We start from the raw sequence: 24412 nt of genomic DNA on the forward strand, positions 1-24412 counted from the left end.
GCCCAGGCTCCGGGGCTTTTTGTTTGATTAGACCCGCCCCTTCTCCCCTTGCGGGAGAAGGTGTCGGCGGAGCCGACGGATGAGGGGTCGCACAAACGAAAGCCGCCGCGACGGCGGTTAGGCTGTCGCGGCGGCTATGTCTTTCAACCCCTCACCCGACCCGCTGCGCGGGCCACCCTCTCCCTCATGGGGAGAGGGAAAATCGACCTAAGCCGCCGTCGCTTCGAAGCCCTTGCGCAATTCAGCCTCGTCGAGGTCGCGGCCGATGAAGACCATGCGGCTGTAGCGCTTGTCCTTGTCGGTCCATTCGCGCTGGAAGTCGCCTTCCAAGATCATGTGCACGGCCTGGAAGACGAGACGCTTGTTCTCGCCCTTCACGTCGATGATGCCCTTGGCGCGCAGGATGTCCGGGCCGCGCTTGGCCAGCAGGTCGTTGAGCCAGGCGGTGATCTTCTGGCCGTCGACGGGCTTGTCCAGGGTCAGGGAGACGCCCTTCACGCCATCGTCGTGGATGGCGCTGGCGTGGCCATGGTCGTGCCCATGGTCGTGCCCATGGTCGTGATGGTCGTGACCGCAGTGCTCGTCATGGACGTGCCCGTGGTCATGGCCGTGGTGGTGATGGTCATGGCCGCAGTGTTCGTCGTGGACATGGCCCGGCTCGCCGTGGGCGGGGTTGAGGAAGTCCGGCTCCAGGTCGGTGATCCGCTCCAGGTCGAAGCTGTGCTTGCCCAGGATGGCGTCCAGCGGGACGTTCGAGCGCTGGGCGCGGTGGATCGGGGCCAGCGGATTGATGCGGCGGATGCGGGCCTCGACGTGGCGCAGGTCGTCTTCCGAGACCAGGTCGGTCTTGTTCAGCACGATCTGGTCGGCGAAGGCGATCTGCTCGACCGCTTCCTTGCTGTCGCCCAGCCGCAGCATGATGTGCTTGGCGTCGACCACGGCGGTGACCGAATCGAGGGCCGTGCGGGCCTTGACGTCGTCGTCGACGAAGAAGGTCTGGGCCACCGGACCGGGATCGGCCAGGCCCGTGGTCTCGACGATGATGGCGTCGAAGCCACCCTTGCGCTTCATCAGACCCTGGAGAACCCGGATCAGGTCGCCGCGCACCGTGCAGCAGACGCAGCCGTTGTTCATCTCGAACACTTCCTCGTCGGCCCCGACCACCAGGTCGTTGTCGATGCCGACCTCGCCGAACTCGTTGACGATCACGGCGTAGCGCTTGCCGTGCTCCTCGGTGAGAATGCGGTTCAGCAGCGTGGTCTTGCCGGCGCCGAGATAGCCGGTCAGCACGGTGACGGGGATCTTGCCGGCGGGGGCGGCGGCGGGAGCGTTCTGGGTCATGGGCGCTATTTAGGCGCTCGGAACCCGAAGCGGAACTCCCCTAGAGCTCCAGAAACGCCACGCCCACGCCCATGGCGATCAAGGCGACGCCCAGGATGGTCGATTCGTAGCGAGCGATCCTCTCTAGACCCAGCCGCTTGACGCCGGCCAGGCTCAGGGTGGTGAAGAGGAGCATGCCGCCCGCCGTGGCGGCCATCAGCACGGCGCTCAAGGCCGCGAAGCCGGTCCAGCCGTGCTTCACCCCGGCCAGATAGATCGGCAGGAAGGCCTCGCAGGGCGACAGGGTCAGCAGCACGACGAGGGCGATGATCGCCGCCCGGTCCGACGTGTAGCGGCGAGTCGAAACCTCAGCCTCGCCGTGGTCGTGACGGCCGCGCCATAGATAGAAGAGTCCGAGGCTCATCATCAGGGCGCCGACCACCCAGCCGAAGACATCGCCCATCTTGGGCTGCACGGCCAGGCCCGCGCCGACCAGAACCAGGCCCAGCAGGATGGTGAACGCCACGTGGCCCAGGCCGGCCAGGAAGGTGACGCCGAGGGTCTTGCCCGCCGACCAATGCTGCCCCCGCCCGACCAGCACGAAGGGCAGCCAGTGCGTTGGCAGGGCCGCGTGCAGGAAGGCGACGGTAAAGCCTGTGACGGCGATGGGGGCGAGAAGCGACGGGTTCACCCGATGGCCTATAGCGTGTTATAAAGTAACACACCAGAGGCTTATTGCGCGCCCGCCACATTGGCCCGAGATCGGCGCCGGAATCCGCCGCGACGCCGTTGACTCTCAGCCTTTGCGCTGTATAAGTCGCGCCCTCTTCGCCCGCCGGGTTTCCGAGCGGGCGTTCCCTATTTTGCGAACGCACGTTTTTAAGGCGCTAACCTATGTACGCGGTGATCAAAACCGGCGGCAAGCAGTACCGGGTTCAAGCCGGCGACCTGCTGGTGGTCGAAAAGCTCGAAGGTGAACCCGGCGCTGCCGTGGCCTTCGGTGAAGTCCTGATGCTTGGCGAAGGCGAGGCCGTGACGGTCGGCGCCCCCACCGTGGACGGCGCTGTCGTCTCCGGGACCCTGCTCGAAACCCGCAAGGGTGAGAAGGTGAAGATCTTCAAGAAGATCCGTCGCCAGGGCTATCGCCGCACCCGCGGCCATCGTCAGTTCGAGTCCGTCGTGCGCGTCACGTCGGTCGTCGGCGCTGGCCTGGAAGCCAAGTGGGACGGCGCGATCGACCTGACCCCGAAGGTCATCCTGAACGCTCGCGCTCGTGGCCTCGGCGACGCCGCCGTTCCGGCGACGATCCCGACCGCTTCGGAAGCTGCTCCGGCTGCTCCGAAGAAGGCCGCCAAGGCTCCGAAGGCCGAAGCGACCGCCGAAGCCGCCCCGAAGAAGAAGGCCGCCCCTAAGAAGGCCGCCGCCACCACGGAGGAAGGCGAAGCCTAAGGGCGACGCCTTCTAAAGGTAGGAGAGCAAGATGGCTCACAAGAAATCAGGCGGCTCGTCCAGCAACGGTCGCGACTCAGAATCGAAGCGCCTTGGCGTGAAGAAGTTCGGCGGCGAGAAGGTTCTCGCCGGCAACATCCTCGTGCGTCAACGCGGCACCAAGTTCTATCCGGGCGCCAATGTCGGCATCGGCAAGGACCACACCCTCTTCGCGCTCGTCCAAGGCGCGGTGGGCTTCGTGACCAAGAAGCAGAACCGCACCTACGTGACGGTGACGCCGGCCGCTCAACCGGCCGAGTAAGCACGAACCAGAGTTTCTTCGGGTCGTGCTTCTCAAGAAGAAGACGATCCGGACAGACGATCTCTAGCGGGGAGTCCGGAACGCCGGGCTCCCCGCTTTTGTTTTGTCCCGCCGCCTTCTGAAATAAACTTCGCCATGGCGGCGTCACGGTCCCAAAGCAAAGAGGACCGGAGGAACTCTGGGAGGCGCCGATGTGCGTCATCGAACAAAGACCGGTCATCGAGACCCAGCGGCTGACGCTGCGCGTTCCGGCCCTGGCCGACGCCGAGCGCGTGGCGGCCTTCTGCGCCGACCATGACGTCGCGCGCATGACCACGCGCATGCCCTCGCCCTATACCCGCGGCCATGCCGAGGATTTCCTGGCGCGCTGCGAAACCCAGGACCGCTCGCGCGACAACGCCTTCGCCATCGAACTGGCGGGCGAAGGGCTGATCGGCGTCGTCGGCCTGTTCACCACCACGGCCGGCGAAATCGAGATGGGCTACTGGATCGGCCGCCCCTATTGGGGCCGGGGCTACGCCACCGAGGCGACCAAGGGCGCGCTGGACTGGACCCGAAGCGCCTGGAAGAAGCGCTACGTCGTGGCCGGGCACTTCGACGACAACGACGTCTCGGGCCGGGTGCTGGTCAAGGCCGGCTTCCTCTACACCGGCGTCGTCGAGCACAAGCCCTCGATCGCTCGCGGAACACTGGCGGCCACGCGGATGATGGTGTGGCTGGCTTGATAAGCTGTCATCCCGGCCGTAGCGAAGCGGAGAGCCGGGACCGCCAGAGGCTCTGAGCTTCCGGCGATCCCGGATCGGCGCGCTACGCGCTTGTCCGGGATGACAGTTTTAAAGGTCTATGCCGCGCGGTGGGTGTGGATCACCTTCTGCGGGCCTTCGCGGAAGCGCTTCTCGGCCGTGGTGATCCGCTCGCACAGGGCGTCCAGATCGCTGAGCAGCGAGTAGGTGGCGTAGATGGGGATCTCCATCAGCGCCACCTGGGCGCGCGGCATGAATTCCGTGTACTTCTTCCACGAGACGTGACCGTCACGGGCGGCCATGGCCCGCTGGCCCAGCGGGTTCCACAGATCCAGGTCCATCAGGTCGTCGCGACACTGCTTCATGACCGGCAGGGCGATGTAGAGGAACAGGAACGTCGGGGTGGCGGCGCGGGCGAACTGCGGCTGCACCTGCAGGTGCCAGATGCGGTAAGCCTCGAAGAAGCCCTTCTTGCGCACCGGGTCCGGCGGCAGCCAGGTGGCGTTCTCGTTGATCAGTTCGTTGGCCGTGCCCGAACGCTTGACCAGTTCGTCGGCGCTGGTCCCGGCCGGCATGGTCTTGGACAGGGCCGCGACCGGAATGGCCAGCTTCTTGGCGACGTCGGTATAGGCGACCTGCCGGCCGGCCATCGGCGTCCACTGGCCGAACGACGGCGCGCCCTGCGCACCCGCGCGCTTGGTGGCCGCCGTCTTGTGCATCATCAGCTGCTCTTCGCGCTGTTTCTCGGCGCGCAGGCGGTCGAATTCGGCTTCGTGGGCGGCCTGTTCGTCGGGCGTCATCCACCGGGCGCGGCCGGGGCCATAGGTGCGCTCGAAGCGGTTCACCAGCACCAGGCTGTGCTCGGCCGACGGCTTGACGCCGATCTCGGCCAGAAAGGTCTTGAACTCGCGCCACTGCGGCGCGACGCCCGTGCCCCGGCTGATCAGGATGTTGCGGTGAGCGGACGCCTCGGCGCTATACTTGCGGTGTAGGTCCTGCGTCGACAGCTCGCGCAGATCCTGCGCCAGATTCCCGTTGCCTTCTTCTGCCATAGCCAAGGTCAGCCTCCCGCTCCGCCATAGAAGAAATGGCGGTTTTGCTGCCAAGACACTTTGTCGCACTATGTGTTTTAACACTTCGTCACGATCGCGGGCTTCCGTCACGCTTTTTCGCGGCGTCCCCAGTGACCAAGCGTCACAGTCCAGAAGCCTTTGGGCTCGACGCGCGGGACGCCTTGGGACTAAAGAGCGCCATGAAATTCTTGGACCAATGCAAGATCTACATCCGCTCCGGTAACGGCGGCGGCGGATCGGTGTCGTTCCGCCGCGAGAAGTACATCGAGTACGGCGGCCCGGACGGCGGCGACGGCGGTCGCGGCGGCGACGTGTGGATCGAGGCCGTGGAAGGCCTCAACACCCTGATCGACTACCGCTACCAGCAGCACTTCAAGGCCGGCACGGGCGTGCACGGCATGGGCCGCGCGCGTCACGGCGCCGCCGGCGACGACGTGTTGCTGAAGGTTCCGGTCGGCACCGAAATCCTCGAGGAGGACAAGGAAACCCTGATCGCCGACCTCGACCACGCCGGCGCGCGCCTGCTGCTGGCCAAGGGCGGCAACGGCGGCTGGGGCAATCTGCACTTCAAGGGCCCGGTCAACCAGGCCCCGAAATACGCCAATCCCGGCCAGGAGGGCGAGGAGCGCTGGATCTGGCTGCGGCTGAAGCTGATTGCCGACGTCGGCCTGGTGGGCCTGCCCAACGCGGGCAAGTCGACCTTCCTGGCCGCCGCCAGCGCCGCCAAGCCCAAGATCGCCGACTATCCGTTCACGACCCTGACCCCGAACCTGGGCGTGGTGGACCTCTCCTCCGACGAGCGCTTCGTCCTGGCCGACATCCCCGGCCTGATCGAAGGTGCGTCGGAGGGCGCGGGCCTGGGCACCCGCTTCCTCGGCCACGTCGAACGCTCGGCCACCCTGATCCACCTGATCGACGCCACGCAAGAGGACGTCGCCGGGGCCTACGAGACGATCCGGGGCGAGCTGGAGGCCTATGGCGAGGACCTGGCCGACAAGGCCGAGATCCTGGCCCTCAACAAGATCGACGCCCTCGACGAGGAGACCCTCGCCGAGAAGATCGCCGAGCTGGAAGCGGTCTCGGGGATCAAGCCGCGCCTGGTCTCCGGCGTCTCCGGTCAGGGCGTCACCGAGCTGCTGCGCGCCGCCTATCGGCAGGTTCGCATACGCCGTGGCGATCTCGAGGAAGAAATCGCCGAGGACGAGGACCACGTCGACGAGACCCCCGGGGGCTGGACGCCGTGAACCTGGCCTCCCAGGCGGCTTTCGAAGGCGCCCGTCGCATCGTCTTCAAGGTCGGCTCGGCCCTGCTGGTCGACATCGAGACGGGGGCGGCTGACCGCGCCTGGCTGGAAGCGTTCTGCGCAGACGCCGCCGCCCTGCGCGCGGCGGGCAAGCAGGTGTTGGTGGTCTCGTCGGGCGCGGTCGCCCTGGGAAGGCGTCGTCTGGGCCTGGTCGGCCGCAAGACCACCCTCCCGGAGAAGCAGGCCGCCGCCGCCGCCGGCCAGAGCCTGCTGATGCACGCCTGGGAGGAGGCCTTCGAGCCGCACGGGATCGGCGTCGCCCAGATCCTGCTGACTCGCGACGACACCGAGACCCGCCGCCGCTGGCTGAACGCCCGCGCCACCACCGAGACCCTGATGGGCCTGGGCGTGGTCCCCGTGGTCAACGAGAACGACACGGTGGTCACCGAGGAGATCCGCTACGGCGACAACGACCGCCTGGCCGCCCGCGTGGCCCAGATGGCCGGCGCCGACTTGCTGGTGCTGCTCTCCGACATCGACGGCCTCTACACGGCCGACCCGCGCAAGACCTCCAAGGCTCAGCACATCCCGCTGGTCAGCGAGATCACGCCCGAGATCGCGGCCATGGCCGAGGGCGCCAACGCCGTGGCCGGGGTCGGCACCGGCGGCATGGCCACCAAGATCGCCGCCGCTCGCATCGCCCGCGCCGCCGGCTGCGCCACCCTGATCACCCTGGGCTCGCGCCCCCACCCGCTGGCCGCCATCGCCGCCGGCGAGAAGGCGACCCTGATCGAGGCCGGCGGCTCGCCCGCCGCCGCCTATAAGGCCTGGATCGCCGGGTCGCTGGCCCCGCAAGGCTGGGTGACGATCGACGCCGGCGCCGCCAAGGCCCTGGTCTCCGGCAAGAGCCTGCTGGCCGCCGGGGTGCGCGCCATCGAGGGGCCGTTCGACAAGGGCGACGCCGTCCGCGTCCGCGACGAGACCGGACGCGAGGTGGCGCGCGGCCTCGTTCGTTACGACAGCGCCGACGCCCACCGCATCGCCGGCCTGCGCTCCGACGCCATCGAGGCCGAGCTGGGCTTCACCGAAGGCCCGATGATCCACGCGGATGACCTGGCGGTGAGCTCCTAAAATCTGTCATCCCGGACAAGCGCGCAGCGCGCCGATCCGGGACCGCCGTAAGCGCTGAGTTCGTAGCGGTCCCAGCTCCCCGCTTCGCTGCGGCCGGATGACAGTTTCCGATTCAGTTCTCCCATCGGCCGGTCTAGGTTCCGCGCGTTCCCAGGAGTCCCCATGGCTTACCGATCCCTCCGCGAGTTCATCGACGTCCTGGAGGCCAAGGGCGAGCTGGTCCGGGTCAGGGAACCGGTCTCCAGCGTGCTGGAGATGACCGAGATCCAGACCAGGCTGCTGGCGACCGGCGGGCCGGCGGTGCTGTTCGAGCACGTGCTGCTGCCCGACGGCTCGCGGTCCTCGATGCCCGCGCTGGCCAATCTGTTCGGCACCGTCAAGCGGGTGGCCATGGGCGTCACCCTGGGCGGTGAGCCGCGCGAGACGGCGGGCGAGCTGCGCGAGGTCGGCGAACTGTTGGCCTTCCTGCGCCAGCCCCAGCCGCCCAAGGGCCTGAAGGACGCGCTCGACATGCTGCCCTTAGCCAAGACCGTCATGGCCATGCGGCCAGGGACGGTGAAGAAGGCGCCGGTGCAGGAGGTCGTCCTGACCGGCGACCAGATCGACCTGACCAGGCTACCGGTCCAGACCTGCTGGCCGGGTGAGCCGGCGCCGCTGATCACCTGGCCACTGGTCGTCACCAAGGGACCGGGCAAGGACCGCGAGGACGACTTCAACCTCGGCATCTACCGGATGCAGGTCCTGTCCAAGGACAAGTGCATCATGCGCTGGCTGGCCCATCGCGGCGGCGCCCAGCACTACGCTCGCCACAAGAAGGCGGGCAACCGCGAGCCCCTGCCCGCCTGCGCCGTGCTGGGCGCGGACCCTGGCACCATCCTGGCCGCCGTGACGCCGGTGCCCGACACCCTGTCCGAATATCAGTTCGCCGGCTTGCTGCGCGGCGCCAAGGTCGACCTCGTGCCGGCCAAGACCGTGCCGCTGATGGTGCCCGCCCACGCCGAGATCGTCATCGAGGGCCACGTCCTGCTCGACGAATACGCCGACGAGGGTCCGTACGGCGACCACACCGGCTACTACAACAGCGTCGAGAAGTTCCCGGTCTTCCAGGTGACGGCGATCACCATGCGCAAGGACCCGATCTATCTGACCACCTTCACCGGCCGTCCGCCGGACGAGCCCTCGGTGCTGGGCGAGGCGCTGAACGAGGTGTTCATTCCCCTGATCCGCCAGCAGTTCCCCGAGATCGTCGACTTCTGGCTGCCGCCCGAGGGCTGCAGCTACCGCATCGCCGTGGTCTCGATGAAGAAGGCCTATCCCGGCCACGCCAAGCGGGTGATGCTGGGCGTGTGGAGCTACCTGCGCCAGTTCATGTACACCAAGTGGGTGATCGTCGTGGACCACGACATCAACGCCCGCGACTGGAAGGACGTGATGTGGGCGGTCAGCACCAAGATGGACCCGGCGCGGGACATCACGGTGATCGAACACACGCCGATCGACTATCTCGACTTCGCAAGCCCCGAGAGCGGGCTGGGCTCCAAGATCGGCCTCGACGCCACCGACAAGTGGCCGCCCGAGACCAAGCGCGAATGGGGCCAGGAGATCCGCATGGATCAGGCCGTCGTCGACGCGGTCAGCGAGAAGTGGGCGCGTCTCGGCCTGCCGGGTGACGGCAAGCCGATCTGGAAGTAGCGTCCCTTGAGGCGCTCGAGGGACTGATGGACGCGATCGAGATCTTCTATGCCTGCTACGGCGTCGCGCTCGCCCTGGCCTTCGCCAAGGTCCTGGCCGGGGCCGCGCGGTTGATCAGCCACCGCAAGACGATCCGCATCGGTTGGGCCACGCCCCTGCTGATGCTGCTCCTGCTGTGCGACGTCGCCAGCGCGGTGACCAGCGCCTGGCGCAATCTGGGCGTGGCCGACGTCGGCGTTCGCCTGGTCCTGGCCTCCCTGCTGGCGGCGGGCGCCTATTACGTGACGGCGTCGCTGGTCGTGCCGGAAGACCTGGCGGAGGGGGCCGACCTCGACGCCTGGTTCCACGACAACAAGCGCTTCATGGCCGGCGGCCTGCTGGCCGCCAACCTCCTGGGCTTCGAGGTCGTCCAGTCCCTGATCAAGGGCCCGGGTGAAATGCTGGCCGGGCGCTGGACCGGCTTTTCCGGTGTCATGAACCTGGTGTTCTACGCCCTGGTGCTGGTGCTGATGGTCGTCCGCAATCGGGTGACCGAGTTGGTCATGCTGGCGACCTTGAACGCTATCTACGTGCTGGTCCTCCTGGTCTTCTAGAACAGCCCCTTGCCAGGCCCGCGTGGAGAGGCGACGACAGCGGCCATGCGCCGCTCACTGCTGATCGCCTCCGCCCTGTTCGCTTTCGGAGCCCCTGTCATGGCCCAGACCCCGCCGACTTCCGCGCCGTCCGGCAAAGCCCCCTGGGATCAGCCCTTCCTGCCGCCCGCCCCGCATTGGCAGGGCGCCAGCCAGGCCCTGATCCGCGACAAGTCCGATCCGTGGGTGACGCCGTTCGAGGCGGACGCCGACCACGACTTCTCGCCCACCTACGCCGACACCCGCGCCTGGTTCGACAAGCTCGACAAGGCCAGCAAGCTGATCCGCGTCGAGGACTTCGGCGTCTCGCCCCAGGGCCGCGCGATCTTCGCGGTGATCGCCAGCAAGGATGGCCCCACCCTCGATCCGAAGAAGCCGCTGCTGCTGGTCCAGTGCGGCATCCACCCGGGCGAGATCGACGGCAAGGACGCCGGCATGATGCTGCTGCGCGACATGGCGTTTCACGGCAAGGACGGCTTGCTGGACAAGGTCAATCTGGTCCTGATCCCGATCCTGTCGGTCGACGGCCACGAGCGGGCCAGCGCCTATTCGCGCCCCAACCAGCGCGGGCCGCGCATCCAGGGCTGGCGCAATACGGCGACCAACCAGAACCTCAACCGCGACTTCATGAAGCTGGATCAGCCGGAGATGCAGGCGCTGAAGCGCCTGCAGGCCAAGTACCGCGCCGACCTCTATGTCGACGTCCATGTGACCGACGGCATGGATTACCAATACGACGTCACCTACGGGTTCAACGGCGAGAACGGCGTCTGGAGCCGGTCACCGGCCATCGCCCAGTGGCTGGACGGCGTGCTCAAGCCTGTCATCAACAAGGGCCTGGAGGCCGAGGGCCACATCCCGGGCGAACTCGTCTTTGGCATCGACGAGCACGATCCCAAGGCCGGCTTCAACGATGGCGGACTGGGCGAGCGCTTCTCGAACGGCTGGGGCGCGGCGGCCCACGTGCCGACCATCCTGATTGAGAACCATAGCCTTAAGCCCCACGCCCAGCGGGTGCTCGGGACCTATGTCTTCATCGAAACGGCGCTGAAGCTGCTGGCCGACAAGGGCGGTGACCTGCGCGCGGCGATCGCCGCCGACAGCGCCCTGCGCCCGGCCGAGATCCCGGCCAACTTCATGTCGGACGACAAGCCGAGCTACACCCGCGAATTCAAGGGCATCAAGTACGAGTATTACGACAGCCCCGCCTCGGGCCGGAAGGAGGTGCGCTGGCTGGGCGAGCCCGATCCGGAGATCTGGAAAACGCCCTTCTACGGCTCGAATCCGACCCTGACCCTGAAGCGCCCGGCCGCCTACTATGTGCCCAGCTATCGCGCCGACCTGATCGAGCGCCTGAAGCTGCACGGCATGGCTCTGGAGACCCTGACCGCCGACAAGACCATCGCCGTCGAGATGATCCGGCTGGTCGAGCCGAAGATCGCGCCGCGCGCCAACGAGGGCCACGTCCAGATCAGCGTCGACAAGGTCGCGACCGAGGCGCGCGACTGGGTCTTCCCGAAGGGCTCGGTGCGCGTGCCGACCGACCAGCCGCTGGGCGATCTGATCGTGCTGCTGCTGGAGCCGCAGTCCAGCGAGAGCTTCTTCGCGTGGGGCATGGTTCCCGAGGTGCTGAGCCGCGTCGAATATATCGAGCCCTACGCCATCGCGCCGCTGGCCGAGAAGATGCTGGCCGCCGATCCGAAGCTGAAGGCCGAGTTCGAGGCCAAGCTGGCGGCCGAGCCCAAGTTCGCCGCCGACCCCGACGCGCGCCTGGCCTGGTTCTACCGGCGGACCCCGTTCTACGACGACCATCACCTGCTCTACCCGATCGCCCGCGAAGTCGCGCGATAGGCGGGTCGGGTTGCCGACCGAGGGTGGAAGGCCTCATATGGCGGATCGCTCGGGGGCGGGCGTGGTAAGTCAGTACTAGGGTTCGACCTCATGGATACGATCGCTTCCGGCCACGCCGCCGCGCTGTGGGCCGGCCTTCACCTGTTCCTGCTGCTGATCCTGTCGCTGCTGGTCGTGCGCCTGCGTCAGAAGCACAAGGTGGCCCTGGGCGACGAAGGCATCCCGGAACTGGCCCGCGCCATCCGCGCGTTCGGCAACGCCACGGAATACGTCCCGACCGGTATCGCCGCCCTGGCGGTCCTGGCCGTCGCCGGCGCCTCGCCGCTGGCCATCCACGTCGTGGGCCTGGTCCTGTTCGTCGGCCGGGTGATCCACGGCGTCGGCCTCTCCAACAGCGGCGGCGCCTCGATCCCGCGCGCCATCGGCATGGTCTGCACGTGGTTGGCCTATGTCTTCGCCGGCGTGGCCCTGCTGGTGTCGGCGATCGGCTGATCTCTTCCTCCCCATTAGGGGGAGGTGGATCGATGCGAATACGCATCGAGACGGAGGGGGTCCGCTAAGCGATACGGCGGCTGAACAGTCCAGGGCCCCTCCACCGCCGTTCGGCGGTCCCCTCCCCCAATGGGGAGGAAGACTAAACTGCCCGCCGCCGCTTGCCCCGGCCCGCGCGCCTCGTCCATAAGACCGCATGGACGAAAATCTGTTGCATGACGTGGTCGCCGCCGCGCGCAAGGCCGGGGCCGACGCGGCCGAAGCTGTCTTCGCCGAGCGCCAATCCCTCTCCGTCTCGGTCCGCCTGGGCGCGCTGGAAGAGGTCGAGCGCGAGGAAGCCCGCGACCTGGGCCTGCGCGTCTTCATCGGCAAGCGCAGCGCCACCGTGTCCGGTTCGGACGTCTCGGCCGACGCGCGCGCCAAGCTGGTCGAGCGCGCCATCGCCATGGCCCGCCTGGCGCCGGAGGATCCTTATGCCAGCCTCGCGCCGCAAGACCGCCTGGCCAAGGGCCCGTTCCCCGAGCTCGACCTGATCGACGTCTACGAGCCCACGGCCGAGGCCCTGGAGACCCAGGGCCGCATGGCCGAAGAGCACGCGCGCGCCGTCAAGGGCGTGACCAATTCCGACGGCGGCTCGGCCAGCTGGTCGTCGTCGAAATGGTCGCTGGTCACCACCGCCGGCTTCCACGGAACCCACGCGGCCACCGGCCACTCGATCTCGGCCTCGGCCATCGCCGGCGAGGGCGCGGGCATGGAGCGCGGCGGCGAGGGCCGTACAGCCAGGCACTTCGGCGATCTGCCGGCCGCCGGCGACATCGGCATGGAGGCCGGCTGCCACGCCGTGGCGCGCCTGAACCCGCGCAAGATCGCCTCGACCACCGCCCCGGTGATCTTCGAGAACCGCCTGGCCATGTCGCTGATCGGCCCGCTGCTGGGCGCGATCTCGGGCCCGTCGATCGCCCGCGGCACCTCATTCCTGAAGGACAAGCTGGGCGAACAGATCTTCGCGCGCGGCGTACGCCTGGTGGAAGACCCGCACCGCGTGCGCGGCCTGGGCTCGGCCCCGTTCGACGACGAGGGCGTGGCCACCGAAGCCCGCGCCCTGATCGACGACGGCGTCCTGACCACCTGGCTGCTCAACACCAGCTCGGCCAGGCAGCTGGGCCTGACCACCACCGGCCACGCCTCGCGCGGCCTGGCGGGCCCATCGGGCGTCTCGACCCACAACCTGACGCTCCAGCCGGGCGACAAGGACCTGCGCGGCCTGATGCAGGACGCCGGGACCGGCCTGGTCGTCACCTCGATGTTCGGCCCGTCGCTAAACGGCAACACCGGCGACTGGTCGGTGGGCTGCGCCGGCTATTGGTTCGAGAACGGCGAGAGCACCGGTCCGGTCACCGAGATCACCGTGGCCGGCAATCTGATCGACATCTACGCGCGGCTGGTTCCCGGCTCCGATCTCGAGTTCCGGGGCGCCAGCAACAGCCCGTCGATCCTGGTCGACGGCCTGGCGATCGCGGGCAAATGAACGATCTGGACCTGATCCTTCAGGCCGCCCGGGAGGCCGGCGAGCTGGCGCTCGGGGCTCGCGAGAGCGGATTGAAGATCTGGTCCAAGGAGGGCGGCTCGCCGGTCACCGACGCGGACCTGGCCGTCGACACCCTGCTGAAGACCGAACTCGGCGCCGAACGTCCCGACTATGGCTGGCTGTCAGAGGAGACGGCCGATGATCCGGCTCGCCTGACCACGACCCGCCAGTTCGTCGTCGACCCGATCGACGGCACGGTCGCCTTCATGAAGGGCAAGCCGTGGTTCGCGGTGTCGATCGCCGTGGTCGAGAACGGCCGGCCGATCGCCGGCGTCGTCCACGCCCCCGCCCTGAACGAGACCTACGCCGCCACGGCCGACGGGCCGGCCACCCTGAATGGTCAGCCGATCGGCCCCAGCGCCACCGACCAGCTGCTCGGCGCGGCCATGCTGGGTGACGCCAAGATGTTCGCTCATCCGGCCTGGCGCGAGCCGTGGCCGGAGATGCGGATCGAGAGCCGCAATTCCATCGCCTACCGCATGTGCCTGGTGGCCGCGGGGACCTTCGACGCGGCCGTGGCCCTGTCGCCCAAGAGCGAGTGGGACGTCGCCGCCGCGGACCTGATCTGCCGCCGGGCCGGAGCGATGCTCAGCGACCACAGAGGCCGGCCATTCGCCTATAATCGCCCCGTTCCGTTGGTTCCGAGCCTGGTTTGCGCCAATCCGGCGCTTCACCCGTTGATCCTGTCACGCGTCGGGCATATCGAGCTGCCATAACCATAATTCCTCGCAGGAACATGCTTCATATGGCCGAAAAACAGCTTCTCCATATCGTCGTCGGCGGTGAGCTGAAGGACGTCGCCGGCACCGAATTCCGCGACCTCTCCAAGGTCGAGTTCGTCGGCGCCTTCCCGAACTACGAAGAGGCCCACAAGGCCTGGAAGGCCAAGGCCCAGGCCACGGTCGACAACGCCCACGCGCGGTACTTCATCATCCACGCCCACAAGCTGCTGGATCCGAGCACGGACTGAGCGGCCTACTCGGCAGGCCCCACCTGACCTGCTCCGCGGGTCGTCCACCCCCGAAGCGGACGGAAGGGCGCGTCCTTCTTCCCCCTCCGGGGGAGGAGGACCGCAGGTCCGGAGGGGGCAAGTAACCGCCCCTATTCCCGCCGCAGGATCCTGTCCGTCAGCACCTTCCCCAGCATTCCCGCGCGGAAGGTCTTCTTCATCGCGACCGGATCGTAGTCGTCGCTCTCGACCCATTCGCTGAAGGTCAGCCCCTTGGGCTCGCCGACTTCCAGGTACTGCTCGAAGACGTAGTCCAGCACCCCGGTGTTGCCGTGCTTGATGTGCAGATAGCGCGGGCCCAGCTGCTGCATGGCCTCGCGGATCGGCAGACCCAGGCGGTAGTGGGCGTAGAAGACGCTCATGATCCCCGCCCGATCCGCGCCCGACTTGCAGTGCATCAGGGCCGGATATTCGATCGTCTCGAACAGCGCCTTCGCGCCTCGCACCCGTTCGCGGATCGGGACCTCGCGCGAGGTGATGGTGAAGTCGACGAAGTTCAGGCCCAGGCGCTCGCAGGCGTCCTTCTCCAGCGCGTAGAAGCTGCCGTCGAAGCCGCCGCGCAGGTTCACGATCGTCTTGATTCCCTGCTTCTTCCACCAGGCCAGCTGGAACGGCCACGGCTGGTTGGCGCGAACCAGTTCGGGGCTGATCCAGTGGGCGTTGGAAAAACCCAGCCGCAGATAGGCGTGGTCGTTCCACAGATAGTGGAGATAGGTCTTGAACCGGCCCCAGGGCGTGGTGAGGTCGAACTTGGCCAAGGCGGGGCGATCCTTCGGAATTCCGGGCCTAAGTAGGGCCAAGCGCCCCGAAAGGCAAAATCCCCTAAGGCAAATCCCGTGGCGCGGCCTTCATGGCGTCGCTTTTCGTCGCCAGTGCGTCCCCCGTGTCCTTGACAGCCCCCTCCCGACGTCCGACCCCTCCCGCATGACCGAACAGGACAGTCCGCAGCCCTCGAACCGCGCCCTGATGGGCCGGATGTGGCGCGAATTCCTGCAGCCGCGCTGGAAGGGCTTCGTGGTCTCGATGATCAGCGCGGTGATCGTCGCCCGCCTGACCGTCATGCTGGGCGAGTACGTGCAGCCGGCCGTCGACCAGCTGATCGTCAAGCCGCAGCCCGGGGCGTTGATCTGGGTTCCCCTGACCATCGCCGCGATGGCGGTGGCGCGCGGCGTCTTTCAGGTCATCCAGGCCAGCCTGATCAACCGCATCGGCAACGGCGTCGTCGGCGACATGCAGACCCGCCTGTTCGGGCGTCTGGTCCGGGCGGACCTGGCCCGGCTGCGCGGCGCGCACTCGGGATCCTACGTCTCGTCGGTGCTCTATGACGCCGGCCTGATCCGCGAGGCGGCGACCACCGGCGTCGTCAACTATGTCCGCGAAGGCCTGACGGTGGTCATCACCCTGTGGGCCTTGCTGAAGGGCGACCCGTTCCTGGCGATCGCCGTGCTGGTCGTCGTCCCCGCCGTCAGCGCGATCATCCGCAACTTCTCCAAGCGGACCACCAAGGCCGCCAAGGGGGCGATGGGCGAGACCTCCAACCTCTCGACGGCGATCATGGAGAGCCTGGACGGCGTCAAGATCGTCAAGATGGAGAACCGGGAAGCCTACGAGGAAGGCCGCGTCGCCGCCGTGGTCGCCCGCCGCCAGCGCCATCTGATCAAGGGCAGCAACGCCCGCGCCATGGCCGCGCCGGCCACCGAGCTGTTCTCGCAGTTGGTCATCGCCGTGGTGTTCGCCTATGCCGGCTGGCGGGCGCTGACCGGCGCGCTGGTCGTCGGGCCGCTGACCCTGCCGCCGATCACCGCCGGCGGCTTCCTGAAGTTCGTGATCCTGCTGGGCATCGCCGCCCAGTCGCTGCGCCAGGTCGCCAACCTGCAGACCGTGTTCAGCGAAGGCTTCACCGCCGCCCGCCGCCTGTTCGAGGCGCTGGACGTCGCCCCGACCATCGTCGACCCCGCCGACGCCAAGGCCTTGCCGGTCGGCGAGGGCACGATCGCCCTCGACCACGTCACCTTCTCGTACGGCGCCGAGATCCCGGCCCTTTCGGACGTCTCGATCCAGGCCCGCAAGGGCGAGACCGTGGCCCTGGTCGGCCCCTCGGGCGGCGGCAAGAGCTCGATCCTCAACCTGATCCCGCGCTTCTACGACGTGACGGCCGGCGCGGTGACGATCGACGGCCACGACGTCCGCGCGGTGACCCTGTCCTCCTTGCGCGACCGCATCGCCCTGGTCACCCAGGAGCCGTTCCTGTTCGACGACAGCATCCGCGCCAACATCGCCTACGCCCGGCCCGGCGCCAGCCAGCTGCAGATCGAGGCCGCCGCCCGCCAGGCCGCCGCCCACGACTTCATCCTGGAGCTGCCCGAGGGCTACGACACCGCCGTCGGCGAGGCGGGCGCCCGCCTGTATCGCCATCGCCCGCGCCTTCCTGAAGGACGCCCCGATCCTGCTGCTGGACGAGGCCACCAGCGCCCTCGACACCGAGAGCGAGGCCCAGGTTCAGGCGGCGCTGGAACGGCTGATGGCCGGCCGCACCACCATCCTGATCGCCCACCGCCTGTCGACCGTGAAGAACGCCGACCGGATCTACGTGATCGAGCGGGGCCGGGTGGTCGAGACGGGGAGCCACGCCGAGCTGGTCCGCGCCGGTGGCCTCTATGCGCGCCTGGCCAAGGCCCAGGATCTCGACCACGCGCCGGAGGCCTCGATTTGAGGCCGCTGCGTTCGCCGTGGGTCATGGCCGCCACGACCTCGCTCCTGGCCGCCTATCTGCGCCTGACCTACGCCACCCTGCGCTGGACCCGCGAGGGCCAGACGGCCGCCGAGCAGGTCTGGGCCGAAAGCCTGAAGGACGGCGGCGGCGCGATCCTGTGCTTCTGGCACTCACGCGTACCGGTCGCCCCGACCTCGTGGCCGCAAGGGTCCGACAAGCCGAGGATCCACGCCCTGATCTCGCAGTCGACCGACGGCGAGTTCATCGCCCGGGTGATGGACAAGATCGGCTTCCCCGCCGTGCGCGGCTCATCGGCCAAGAAGACCGATCCGGCCAAGAACAAGGGCGGCGAGCAGGCCTTCCGCGACATGGTCAAATGGGTGCGCGACGGCAACGCCATGGCCGTCACCCCCGACGGCCCGCGCGGCCCCGCCGAGCATCTGGAGAAGGGCGTCGTGACCCTGGCCAGGATGACGGGCGCGCCGGTGCTGTTCGTCGGGATCGCCACCCAGCCCTGCATCCGGCTCAACAGCTGGGACCGCACCATCGTACCGCTGCCGTTCGCGCGCGCCGCTATGGTCTGGGACGCGCCGGGCCGCGTGCTGCGCACCGATGACGTCGACGCCCTGGCGCCGCTATGGGCCGCCCGCCTCAGCGCCGTTTCGCGCCGCGCCGAAGCCATTGTCGGCGAAACCTCTCCCGAAGATTGATCCGCCCCGCCCTTGGTGGGATGTAGGACCCATGCCGCACGATCATTCCGGACACGCGCACGATCACCATGACCATGATCATCACGATCATGACCATGCGCATGGTCATGGGCACGGCCATCATCACGGCCACGGCCACCACGGGCACAGCCACGCGCCCAAGGACTTCGGCCGCGCCTTCGCGATCGGGGTGGCGTTGAACCTGGGATTCGTGCTGATCGAGGCCGCCGCCGGCCTGATCACCCATTCCCTGGCCCTGCTGGCCGACGCCGGTCACAACCTGTCCGACGTGCTGGGCCTGCTGATGGCCTGGGGCGCGGTCGTGCTGGCCAAACGCGCGCCCAGCCCACGCCGCACCTACGGCCTGCGCAAGGGCACCATCCTGGCGTCGCTGGCCAACGCGGCCCTGCTGCTGATCGCCGTCGGCGCCATCGCCTGGGAGGCCGTTCGCCGCTTCGCCACGCCCGAGCCGATCCAGACCGGTCCGGTGATGGTGGTCGCCGCCATCGGCATCGCCATAAACACCGCCACGGCCCTGATGTTCATGAAGGGCAGCAAGGACGACCTGAACGTCCGGGGCGCCTTCCTGCACATGGCCGCCGACGCCGCCGTCTCGGCCGGCGTGGTGATCGCGGCCTTGGCCATGGCCCTGACCGGCTGGCTGTGGCTGGATCCCGTGGTCAGCCTGGCCATCGTCGCCGTCATCGTGCTGGGCACCTGGAGCTTGCTGCGCGACTCGCTGGACATGGCCCTGGACGCCGCTCCGCGCGGCATCGACACCGGCAAGGTTCGCGACTGGCTGGCTCACCGTCCGGGGGTCATCGAGGTCCACGACCTGCACATCTGGGCGATGAGCACGACCGAGACGGCTTTGACGGCTCACGTTGTCCGTCCGCTGGACGGCGACCACGACGCCTTCCTGCACGAGGCCTGCGAGCACTTGGCCAACAAGTTCAACATTGGCCACGTGACCATCCAGGTCGAAACCAGCGGCGGCGCGCACGGCTGCCGCCTGGCGCCGGCGGATGTGGTGTGATCCGGCCATCCGCCCTGAGCCTCTATCGGGCCGCCACGGGCCTGCTCGAACCGCTCGCCCCGACGCTTCTGGCGGGCCGCGCCCGCAAGGGTAAGGAAGATCCCGCGCGCTTGGCCGAACGCCTTGCCAAGGCCCCTACCGCGCGGCCGCACGGTCCGTTGGTCTGGCTGCACGGCGCCAGCGTCGGCGAGAGCCTGTCGATCCTGCCCCTGGTCGAGCGCCTGCGCGCCGAGCGGCCGGAGGTGGCGGTGCTGGTCACCTCAGGCACCACCACCTCGGCGGCCTTGCTGGCCAAGCGCCTGCCGGCCGGCGCGATCCACCAGTACGTCCCGATCGACGCCCCCGGCGCGGCGCGGCGCTTCATCGCCCGCTGGAAGCCCGACCTGGCCGTCTTCGTCGAAAGCGAGCTGTGGCCGAACCTGCTGCTGGAGGCCAAGGCCGCCGGTGCGCGCCTCGCTTTGGTCTCCGCCAAGCTGTCGGACCGCAGCTTCAAGCGTTGGACCCAGCGCCCGGACGCCGCGCGCCTGCTGCTGTCGAACTTCGACCTGATCCTGGCCCAGGACGCGAGGGCGCACGAGCGCTTCGAGGCCCTTGGCGGCAAGGTCGCCGGCGAGGCCGACTTGAAGTTCGGCGCCGCGCCGCTGCCGATCGACGACGCCGTCCTGACCGCCGAGCGCGCGCGTTTCCCGCGCCCACCCCTGCTGATCGCCAGCACCCATCCGGGCGAGGACGAGATCGTGCTGGACGCCGTCGCCGCTCTGCCCGACCGACCGTCGGTGGTGCTGGCCCCGCGCCATGTCGAACGCGGCCCCGCCATCACAGAGCTCGCCAAGGCGCGCGGCCTGACCGCGGCCTTGCGCAGCCGGACCTCGGACGCGGTCGCCGACGTGATCGTCGCCGACACGCTCGGCGAGATGGGTCTGTGGTTCCGGCTGGCGGGAACGTCTTTGATCGCGGGCAGCCTGGTTCCGGGCGTCGGCGGCCACAATCCGCTGGAGGCCGCGCGACTGGACTGCCCGGCGATCAGCGGTGCGTTCGTCGACAACTGGGCTTCGGCCTTCGCGGGTTTGGAAGCCGCCGACGGCGTGGTCATGACGGCGCCGAACGCCCTGCGCGACGTGCTTGCCGCCGACCTGGCCACCCCCGCCGCGGCCAAGGCGCGCGCCGTCCGCGCCCGCACGTTCGTCGACACCCGCGACGCCGAGGCCCGCGCCGGCCTGTCCCGTATTCTCGAGCTGGTTCCATGAAACTCGGCACGCCGCGCTGGTGGTACGTGAAGAAGGGCGGACCGGCCCCGCTGACCCGCGCCCTGCTGACCCCGCTGTCGTGGATCTGGTCCGACACCACTCGCCGCCGGATCGCGCGGACCACGCCCGCCATCGTCGGCGCGCCGGTGATCTGCGTCGGCAACGTCACCATGGGCGGGGCCGGCAAGACGCCGATCGTCCGCGAGCTGCTGCTGACTCTGACCAAGCGCGGCGTCGCGGCCCACGGCCTGTCGCGCGGCTATGGCGGCAAGCTGAAGGGCCCGGTCCAGGTCGACACGGCTCGCCACACCGCCGCCGACGTCGGCGACGAGCCGCTGATGCTGGCCCAGGACTTTCCGATGTGGGTCGCCGTCGATCGCGTCGCCGGTGCCAAGGCCGCCATTCGGAGGGGGGCCCAGGCCGTTGTCATGGACGACGGCCACCAGAACCCGACGGTCAAGAAGGCGCTGTCTCTGGTCGTGGTCGATGGCGAGACGCGCGGCGGCGAGTGGCCGTTCGGCGACGGCCGGGTCTTTCCCGCTGGCCCCATGCGCGAGCCGCTGAAGGTCGGGCTGTCTCGCGCCGACGCCGTGATCGTGCTGCTGCCGATCGACATGGAGCAACCCGACTTCGACCTGCTGGTCGAGTTCGGCGACATGCCCGTGCTGGTCGCCCGCCTGGAGGCCGCCGCCCCCGTGCCGAAGGGCCCGCAGGTCGGCTTCGCCGGCATCGGCAAGCCCTGGAAGGTCGAGAAGGCCCTGACCGCCGCCGGCTGCCAACTGGTCGACTTCGCGCCTTTCCCGGACCATGGCGCCTACGACGAAGCGACGCTGAAGATGCTGGCCGAACGAGCCAAGGTCTATGACGCTGGCCTGGTCACGACCGAGAAGGACTGGGTGCGCCTGCCGCCGCAATGGCGCGAGAAGGTGACGCCCTGGCCGGTACGGGCCCGTTTCGACGACGAGGCGGCGGTGGAGAAGCTGCTGGCGGGCGTGGGGCTGTAAGATCCCTTCTTCCCCCTCCGGGGGAGGAGGGCCGCAGGCCCGGAGGGGGCAATTCGAAACTTGCCCCCACCTGACCGCGCGGCGCGCGGTCGTCCGCCCCCGGAGGGGGCGGAAGGGCGAAACCCGCTACTTGTAAACCACCCCGCCCTTGATCACCGAGGTCACGTGCTGAAGCTCGGAGACGTCCTTCAGCGGATCGCCCTTCACCGCGATCAGGTCCGCCGCCTTGCCCGGCGCCAGGCTGCCGATCTCGCCGCTCAGCGAGAAGTGATCCGCCGCGTTGACCGTGGCCGCTTGGATCGCCTCCAGCGGCGTCAGGCCCGCCTTGACCAGCAGGGCGAACTCGCCGGCGTTGTCGCCGTGGGCCGAGACGCCGGTGTCGGTGCCGAACGCGATCTTGACCCCGCCGTCGTGGGCGCGGCGGGCCATGGCCAGCATCTTTGGACCCGCGTCCAGCGCCTTGGCGGTCTGGGCCGGGGTCAGGAAGTTGTTCGGGCCCGAGGCGATCCGATAGACGAAATCGCCGGCCATCAGGGTCGGGACCAGATAGGCGCCGTTCTTCTTGAACAGGGCGATGCTGTCGGCGTCCAGATAGGTGCCGTGCTCGATCGAGTCGCCGCCGGCCTTGAGGAAGCTGTTGATGCCGTCGACGCCGTGGGCGTGGGCGGTCACCTTGCGGCCCATGCGGTGGGCGGTCTCGACGATCGCCTGCAACTCGGCGTCCGAGAACTGCTGGTTCAGGCCCGCGGCGGTGTTGGACAGCACGCCGCCGGTGGCGGTGATCTTGATGATGTCGGCGCCCAGCCAGACCTGCTCGCGCACGGCGCGGCGGCAGTCGTCCGGCCCCGAGCAAACCGAGGTCGGTCGCAGCACGTGCATGACCTCCTCGCTGTAGCCGTTGACGTCGCCGTGGCCGCCGTGGACCGAGACGGCCGAGCCGGCGGCGATGATCCGCGGACCGGGCACGTCGCCGCGCTTGATCCCTTCGCGCAGGGCGAAGATCGCCTGGTTGTTGGCGCCGAGGTCCGCCACCGTCGTGAAGCCCGCCATCAAGGTCTTGCGGGCGTAACCGGCCCCGACCATGGCCTCGTCGGCCGGTGACTGGGTAACGTTGTCCAGCCGCGAGGTCGGCCCCTGCTGGCCCGTCAGGTGGACGTGGCTGTCGATCAGGCCCGGCAGGACGAAGCTGTCCTTCAAGTCCACGATCTTGCCGCCCGGCTCGGCGACATAGCCGTCGACGATGCGGGCGACCTTGCCGTTCTCCAGCACCACGGTCTTGGCGGTCTCGACCTTGCCGGTGGCCGGGTCAGCCAGCAGCTTGCCGGCCTGAACGAAGACGGTTTCGGCGCAGGCGGCGCTGGCCAGCGCCCCGAGCATCGCCAGGGCGCAGGCGCCTACGAACAGGTTCCGCATGGTGTGACTTAAGCCCCCGCCTTCCGCGCGAAGGTCCAGGCCCCCTTGGCCAGCACCGGCACGCGCGCCTCCATCAGCTGCGCATGGGCGCTGGCGGCGGTGCCGTCACGGACGCGGCCGACGATGCCCTGGCAGATGCCGGCCAGTCTGAAGAGGTTGTAGCTGAAATACCAGTCCAGCTCGGGCAGGCCGTCGCGGCCCGTGGCCTTGCAATAGCGCTCGACCGCCTGCGGAATGGTCGGCACGCCATAGGCCTCCAGATCCTGGATCTCGGCCAGGCCGCCGCGCTGGTCGGACGGCATCACCCAGTTCATCAGGAAGTAGCTGAAGTCGGCCAGCGGATTGCCCAGGGTCGACAGCTCCCAGTCCAGCACCGCCACCACGCGCGGCTCGGTCGCGTGCAGGATCATGTTGTCGAGCCGGTAGTCGCCATGGACGATCGAGGTCTGGTCGTCGGCCGGGCAGCTCTTGGCCAGCCAGTCGATCAGCAGGTCCATCTCGGCGATCGGCTTGGTCTCGGAGGCCTTGTACTGCTTGGTCCAGCGGTCGATCTGGCGGGCGAAATAGTTGCCGGGCTTGCCATAGTCGGCCAGGCCCACGGCCGCGTAGTCGACATTGTGCAGGGCCGCCAGGGTGTCGATCTCGGCCTCGTAGATCGCCCGCCGCTCGGCCGGCTGGTAGTCGGGCAGCGTCCCGTCCCACAGGATCCGGCCTTCGACATTGTCCATCACGTAGAAGATCGTGCCGATCACGTCCTCGTCCATGCATAGGGCATAGGCCTTGGCGACGGGGAAGTTGGCCTTGTTGAGCCCCGAGATCACCTTGAACTCGCGATCGACGGCGTGGGCGCTAGGCAGCAGCTTGCCCGGCGGCTTGCGGCGCAGGACGTATTTCCTGGCGGGCGTGACCAGCTGGTAGGTCGGGTTCGACTGGCCGCCCTTGAACTGGCGCACCTCTAGCGGGCCGGCATAGCCCTCGACATTCGCCGCGAGCCAAGCGGCCAGTTTCGCCTCGTCGATCGCATGGCGCGGGTCGACCGGCTTGGTGCCCGAGTTCAGGTCCTGGACGGACTGTTCGGCGGCTTCGGCCATGGCGCTTCTCCCCAACGCTTGTTTGAACCGGGAGTTTAGAGGGCGACGCGCGGGTGGCAAGCCGCTTGAGTGCTCGGGTCACGAAGGCTAGAAGAGCCTCGTCGAAAAAGGGCCAAGGACCGGACCCAGGTAAGCCCGGTCGCTCCGCTTGTCGGAGAACCTGTACCCCGCCTACGGGCGGGGACCCGCGACGAGACGGCGGCGCGATCCCCGCGCCGTTGGCTCGGCGTGTGCGGTCCCTGTCTATGTCGAACTCTCTGTCGTCGAAGCCCCCACGCGCCGCGCCCCTGACTCAAGGAGTGCGCCCATGCGCCTGAACCATCTCGACCTGCCCGTCCCCGACGTCGCCGCGACCCGGGACTTCTTCGAAACCTGGCTTGGCTTCACCCACGAGCGGACGCTGGGCCAGAACGGCCTGGCCATCCTGCGCGACAGCGCCGGCCTGGTGCTGATCCTCAGCCGCCTGCGCGACGACGGGGCCCAGACCTGGCCGGTTCCGTTCCACATCGGCTTTCACTTGGAGAGCGAAGCGGAAGTCAGCGACCTGCACCGGCGGATGACCGAGGGCGGGCTGAGCGTCGGCGAAGCTTCAGTCCAGCGCGGCGCGTTCGGCTTCTACTTCACCGCGCCGGGCGAGATCCTGGTGGAGGTGGCGCACCGGGCGTAGGCCGTTG

22 protein-coding genes and 3 pseudogenes are annotated in these 24412 nt (G+C 68.6%); 19 read left to right on the forward strand and 6 right to left on the reverse strand.

Annotation, left to right across the window (positions count from 1 at the left end; genetic code table 11):
- The first annotated feature begins 48 nt into the window (after nucleotides 1–48).
- Nucleotides 49–211: pseudogene (locus tag ASC70_RS26030) on the forward strand (hypothetical protein).
- Here ASC70_RS26030 and ASC70_RS18720 read toward each other — a convergent pair.
- Both ASC70_RS18720 and ASC70_RS18725 read right to left on the reverse strand, forming a co-directional pair.
- Nucleotides 208–1341 carry a GTP-binding protein gene (locus tag ASC70_RS18720; protein ID WP_056053112.1) on the reverse strand — a complete coding sequence of 378 codons (1134 nt, stop codon included), beginning with the start codon at nucleotides 1339–1341 and terminating at the stop codon, nucleotides 208–210. The pseudogene ASC70_RS26030 and the gene ASC70_RS18720 sit on opposite strands and share 4 nt — an antisense overlap.
- Nucleotides 1342–1381: 40 nt before the next feature.
- Entirely contained in the window at nucleotides 1382–2011 is a 630-nt protein-coding gene (locus tag ASC70_RS18725) for a hypothetical protein (RefSeq protein WP_056053115.1), read from the reverse strand.
- 203 nt (nucleotides 2012–2214) lie between these two features.
- Between ASC70_RS18725 and rplU the strand changes: the two genes are divergently transcribed.
- From rplU to ASC70_RS18740, 3 genes are all read left to right on the forward strand, one after another.
- Nucleotides 2215–2769, forward strand: coding sequence for a 50S ribosomal protein L21 (rplU, locus tag ASC70_RS18730; protein ID WP_056053117.1), 555 nt, complete (start codon nucleotides 2215–2217; stop codon nucleotides 2767–2769).
- Nucleotides 2770–2800: 31 nt separating this feature from the next.
- Nucleotides 2801–3070, forward strand: coding sequence for a 50S ribosomal protein L27 (rpmA, locus tag ASC70_RS18735; protein WP_047406501.1), 270 nt, complete (start codon nucleotides 2801–2803; stop codon nucleotides 3068–3070).
- Between the two features lie 191 nt (nucleotides 3071–3261).
- A complete protein-coding gene (locus ASC70_RS18740) occupies nucleotides 3262–3795 on the forward strand; it encodes a GNAT family N-acetyltransferase (protein ID WP_056053119.1) in 534 nt (177 codons plus the stop codon).
- A 116-nt stretch (nucleotides 3796–3911) separates the two neighbouring features.
- Here the strand turns inward: ASC70_RS18740 and ASC70_RS18745 are convergent, their stop codons facing one another.
- Nucleotides 3912–4865 (reverse strand): hypothetical protein, encoded by a 954-nt coding sequence (locus ASC70_RS18745; protein WP_162247247.1) that lies wholly within the window; start codon nucleotides 4863–4865, stop codon nucleotides 3912–3914.
- A gap of 200 nt (nucleotides 4866–5065) precedes the next feature.
- Between ASC70_RS18745 and obgE the strand changes: the two genes are divergently transcribed.
- The 9 genes from obgE to ASC70_RS18790 all read left to right on the forward strand — a co-directional run bounded on the left by obgE (nucleotide 5066) and on the right by ASC70_RS18790 (nucleotide 14485).
- The gene (gene obgE, locus ASC70_RS18750) at nucleotides 5066–6130 is read left to right on the forward strand and encodes a GTPase ObgE (protein WP_047406508.1); all 1065 of its coding nucleotides are present in this window, start codon (nucleotides 5066–5068) and stop codon (nucleotides 6128–6130) included.
- Nucleotides 6127–7260 (forward strand): glutamate 5-kinase, encoded by a 1134-nt coding sequence (gene proB / locus ASC70_RS18755; RefSeq protein WP_056053122.1) that lies wholly within the window; start codon nucleotides 6127–6129, stop codon nucleotides 7258–7260. Before obgE ends, proB begins: the two co-directional genes overlap by 4 nt.
- A 162-nt stretch (nucleotides 7261–7422) precedes the next feature.
- On the forward strand, nucleotides 7423–8952 hold the full coding sequence (locus tag ASC70_RS18760; RefSeq protein WP_056053123.1) for a UbiD family decarboxylase: 1530 nt from the start codon (nucleotides 7423–7425) through the stop codon (nucleotides 8950–8952).
- Between the two features lie 26 nt (nucleotides 8953–8978).
- On the forward strand, nucleotides 8979–9545 hold the full coding sequence (locus tag ASC70_RS18765; protein ID WP_056053127.1) for a hypothetical protein: 567 nt from the start codon (nucleotides 8979–8981) through the stop codon (nucleotides 9543–9545).
- A gap of 45 nt (nucleotides 9546–9590) precedes the next feature.
- Nucleotides 9591–11435: a M14 family metallopeptidase gene (locus ASC70_RS18770; RefSeq protein ID WP_056053130.1), complete on the forward strand. Its 1845-nt coding sequence runs from the start codon at nucleotides 9591–9593 to the stop codon at nucleotides 11433–11435.
- 90 nt (nucleotides 11436–11525) lie between these two features.
- Entirely contained in the window at nucleotides 11526–11927 is a 402-nt protein-coding gene (locus ASC70_RS18775) for an MAPEG family protein (RefSeq protein ID WP_056053133.1), read from the forward strand.
- 196 nt (nucleotides 11928–12123) lie between these two features.
- Nucleotides 12124–13455 (forward strand): TldD/PmbA family protein, encoded by a 1332-nt coding sequence (locus ASC70_RS18780; RefSeq protein WP_056053138.1) that lies wholly within the window; start codon nucleotides 12124–12126, stop codon nucleotides 13453–13455.
- Nucleotides 13452–14231 carry a 3'(2'),5'-bisphosphate nucleotidase CysQ gene (locus ASC70_RS18785; RefSeq protein ID WP_056053141.1) on the forward strand — a complete coding sequence of 260 codons (780 nt, stop codon included), beginning with the start codon at nucleotides 13452–13454 and terminating at the stop codon, nucleotides 14229–14231. The genes ASC70_RS18780 and ASC70_RS18785 overlap by 4 nt, the downstream gene beginning before the upstream one ends.
- Nucleotides 14232–14251: 20 nt before the next feature.
- Nucleotides 14252–14485, forward strand: a complete 234-nt coding sequence (locus tag ASC70_RS18790; protein WP_162247244.1) for a DUF4170 domain-containing protein — start codon at nucleotides 14252–14254, stop codon at nucleotides 14483–14485.
- Nucleotides 14486–14616: 131 nt separating this feature from the next.
- Here ASC70_RS18790 and ASC70_RS18795 read toward each other — a convergent pair whose 3' ends face one another.
- Entirely contained in the window at nucleotides 14617–15282 is a 666-nt protein-coding gene (locus ASC70_RS18795) for a tyrosine-protein phosphatase (protein ID WP_056053144.1), read from the reverse strand.
- Between the two features lie 166 nt (nucleotides 15283–15448).
- On the opposite strand from ASC70_RS18795, the pseudogene ASC70_RS18800 reads away from it, so the two are divergent.
- From ASC70_RS18800 to lpxK, 5 genes and pseudogenes are all read left to right on the forward strand, one after another.
- A pseudogene (locus ASC70_RS18800) lies at nucleotides 15449–17237 on the forward strand (ABC transporter ATP-binding protein).
- A complete protein-coding gene (locus ASC70_RS18805; RefSeq protein WP_056748797.1) occupies nucleotides 17234–17947 on the forward strand; it encodes a lysophospholipid acyltransferase family protein in 714 nt (237 codons plus the stop codon). Before ASC70_RS18800 ends, ASC70_RS18805 begins: the two are co-directional and overlap by 4 nt.
- A gap of 31 nt (nucleotides 17948–17978) precedes the next feature.
- Nucleotides 17979–18983 (forward strand): cation diffusion facilitator family transporter, encoded by a 1005-nt coding sequence (locus ASC70_RS18810; protein WP_056053150.1) that lies wholly within the window; start codon nucleotides 17979–17981, stop codon nucleotides 18981–18983.
- Nucleotides 18953–20230: a 3-deoxy-D-manno-octulosonic acid transferase gene (locus tag ASC70_RS18815; RefSeq protein WP_162247248.1), complete on the forward strand. Its 1278-nt coding sequence runs from the start codon at nucleotides 18953–18955 to the stop codon at nucleotides 20228–20230. Before ASC70_RS18810 ends, ASC70_RS18815 begins: the two co-directional genes overlap by 31 nt.
- Entirely contained in the window at nucleotides 20227–21234 is a 1008-nt protein-coding gene (gene lpxK / locus ASC70_RS18820) for a tetraacyldisaccharide 4'-kinase (protein WP_056053157.1), read from the forward strand. Before ASC70_RS18815 ends, lpxK begins: the two co-directional genes overlap by 4 nt.
- Nucleotides 21235–21360: 126 nt before the next feature.
- Here lpxK and ASC70_RS18825 read toward each other — a convergent pair whose 3' ends face one another.
- Together ASC70_RS18825 and ASC70_RS18830 are read right to left on the reverse strand one after the other, a co-directional pair.
- The gene (locus ASC70_RS18825; RefSeq protein WP_056053159.1) at nucleotides 21361–22647 is read right to left on the reverse strand and encodes an amidohydrolase family protein; all 1287 of its coding nucleotides are present in this window, start codon (nucleotides 22645–22647) and stop codon (nucleotides 21361–21363) included.
- An 8-nt stretch (nucleotides 22648–22655) separates the two neighbouring features.
- Nucleotides 22656–23738: a phosphotransferase family protein gene (locus ASC70_RS18830; protein WP_056053162.1), complete on the reverse strand. Its 1083-nt coding sequence runs from the start codon at nucleotides 23736–23738 to the stop codon at nucleotides 22656–22658.
- 257 nt (nucleotides 23739–23995) lie between these two features.
- Here ASC70_RS18830 and ASC70_RS24585 point away from each other — a divergent pair.
- Nucleotides 23996–24405, forward strand: a pseudogene (locus ASC70_RS24585) (VOC family protein).
- Nucleotides 24406–24412: the final 7 nt, after the last annotated feature.

Source organism: Caulobacter sp. Root343, assembly GCF_001425745.1.
Classification (GTDB): domain Bacteria; phylum Pseudomonadota; class Alphaproteobacteria; order Caulobacterales; family Caulobacteraceae; genus Caulobacter.

What these genes read in the sequence shown, in the direction of transcription:
- ASC70_RS18775 (WP_056053133.1), top strand. Translation starts at nt 11,526, where the DNA reads ATGGATACGATCGCTTCCGGCCACGCCGCCGCGCTGTGGGCCGGCCTT.
- ASC70_RS18765 (WP_056053127.1), top strand. Translation starts at nt 8,979, where the DNA reads ATGGACGCGATCGAGATCTTCTATGCCTGCTACGGCGTCGCGCTCGCC.
- rpmA (WP_047406501.1), top strand. Translation starts at nt 2,801, where the DNA reads ATGGCTCACAAGAAATCAGGCGGCTCGTCCAGCAACGGTCGCGACTCA.
- ASC70_RS18810 (WP_056053150.1), top strand. Translation starts at nt 17,979, where the DNA reads ATGCCGCACGATCATTCCGGACACGCGCACGATCACCATGACCATGAT.
- ASC70_RS18770 (WP_056053130.1), top strand. Translation starts at nt 9,591, where the DNA reads ATGCGCCGCTCACTGCTGATCGCCTCCGCCCTGTTCGCTTTCGGAGCC.
- rplU (WP_056053117.1), top strand. Translation starts at nt 2,215, where the DNA reads ATGTACGCGGTGATCAAAACCGGCGGCAAGCAGTACCGGGTTCAAGCC.
- ASC70_RS18780 (WP_056053138.1), top strand. Translation starts at nt 12,124, where the DNA reads ATGGACGAAAATCTGTTGCATGACGTGGTCGCCGCCGCGCGCAAGGCC.
- lpxK (WP_056053157.1), top strand. Translation starts at nt 20,227, where the DNA reads ATGAAACTCGGCACGCCGCGCTGGTGGTACGTGAAGAAGGGCGGACCG.
- ASC70_RS18720 (WP_056053112.1), bottom strand. Translation starts at nt 1,341, where the DNA reads ATGACCCAGAACGCTCCCGCCGCCGCCCCCGCCGGCAAGATCCCCGTC.
- ASC70_RS18790 (WP_162247244.1), top strand. Translation starts at nt 14,252, where the DNA reads ATGCTTCATATGGCCGAAAAACAGCTTCTCCATATCGTCGTCGGCGGT.
- ASC70_RS18745 (WP_162247247.1), bottom strand. Translation starts at nt 4,865, where the DNA reads ATGGCAGAAGAAGGCAACGGGAATCTGGCGCAGGATCTGCGCGAGCTG.
- obgE (WP_047406508.1), top strand. Translation starts at nt 5,066, where the DNA reads ATGAAATTCTTGGACCAATGCAAGATCTACATCCGCTCCGGTAACGGC.
- ASC70_RS18740 (WP_056053119.1), top strand. Translation starts at nt 3,262, where the DNA reads ATGTGCGTCATCGAACAAAGACCGGTCATCGAGACCCAGCGGCTGACG.
- ASC70_RS18825 (WP_056053159.1), bottom strand. Translation starts at nt 22,647, where the DNA reads ATGCGGAACCTGTTCGTAGGCGCCTGCGCCCTGGCGATGCTCGGGGCG.
- ASC70_RS18785 (WP_056053141.1), top strand. Translation starts at nt 13,452, where the DNA reads ATGAACGATCTGGACCTGATCCTTCAGGCCGCCCGGGAGGCCGGCGAG.
- ASC70_RS18760 (WP_056053123.1), top strand. Translation starts at nt 7,423, where the DNA reads ATGGCTTACCGATCCCTCCGCGAGTTCATCGACGTCCTGGAGGCCAAG.
- ASC70_RS18830 (WP_056053162.1), bottom strand. Translation starts at nt 23,738, where the DNA reads ATGGCCGAAGCCGCCGAACAGTCCGTCCAGGACCTGAACTCGGGCACC.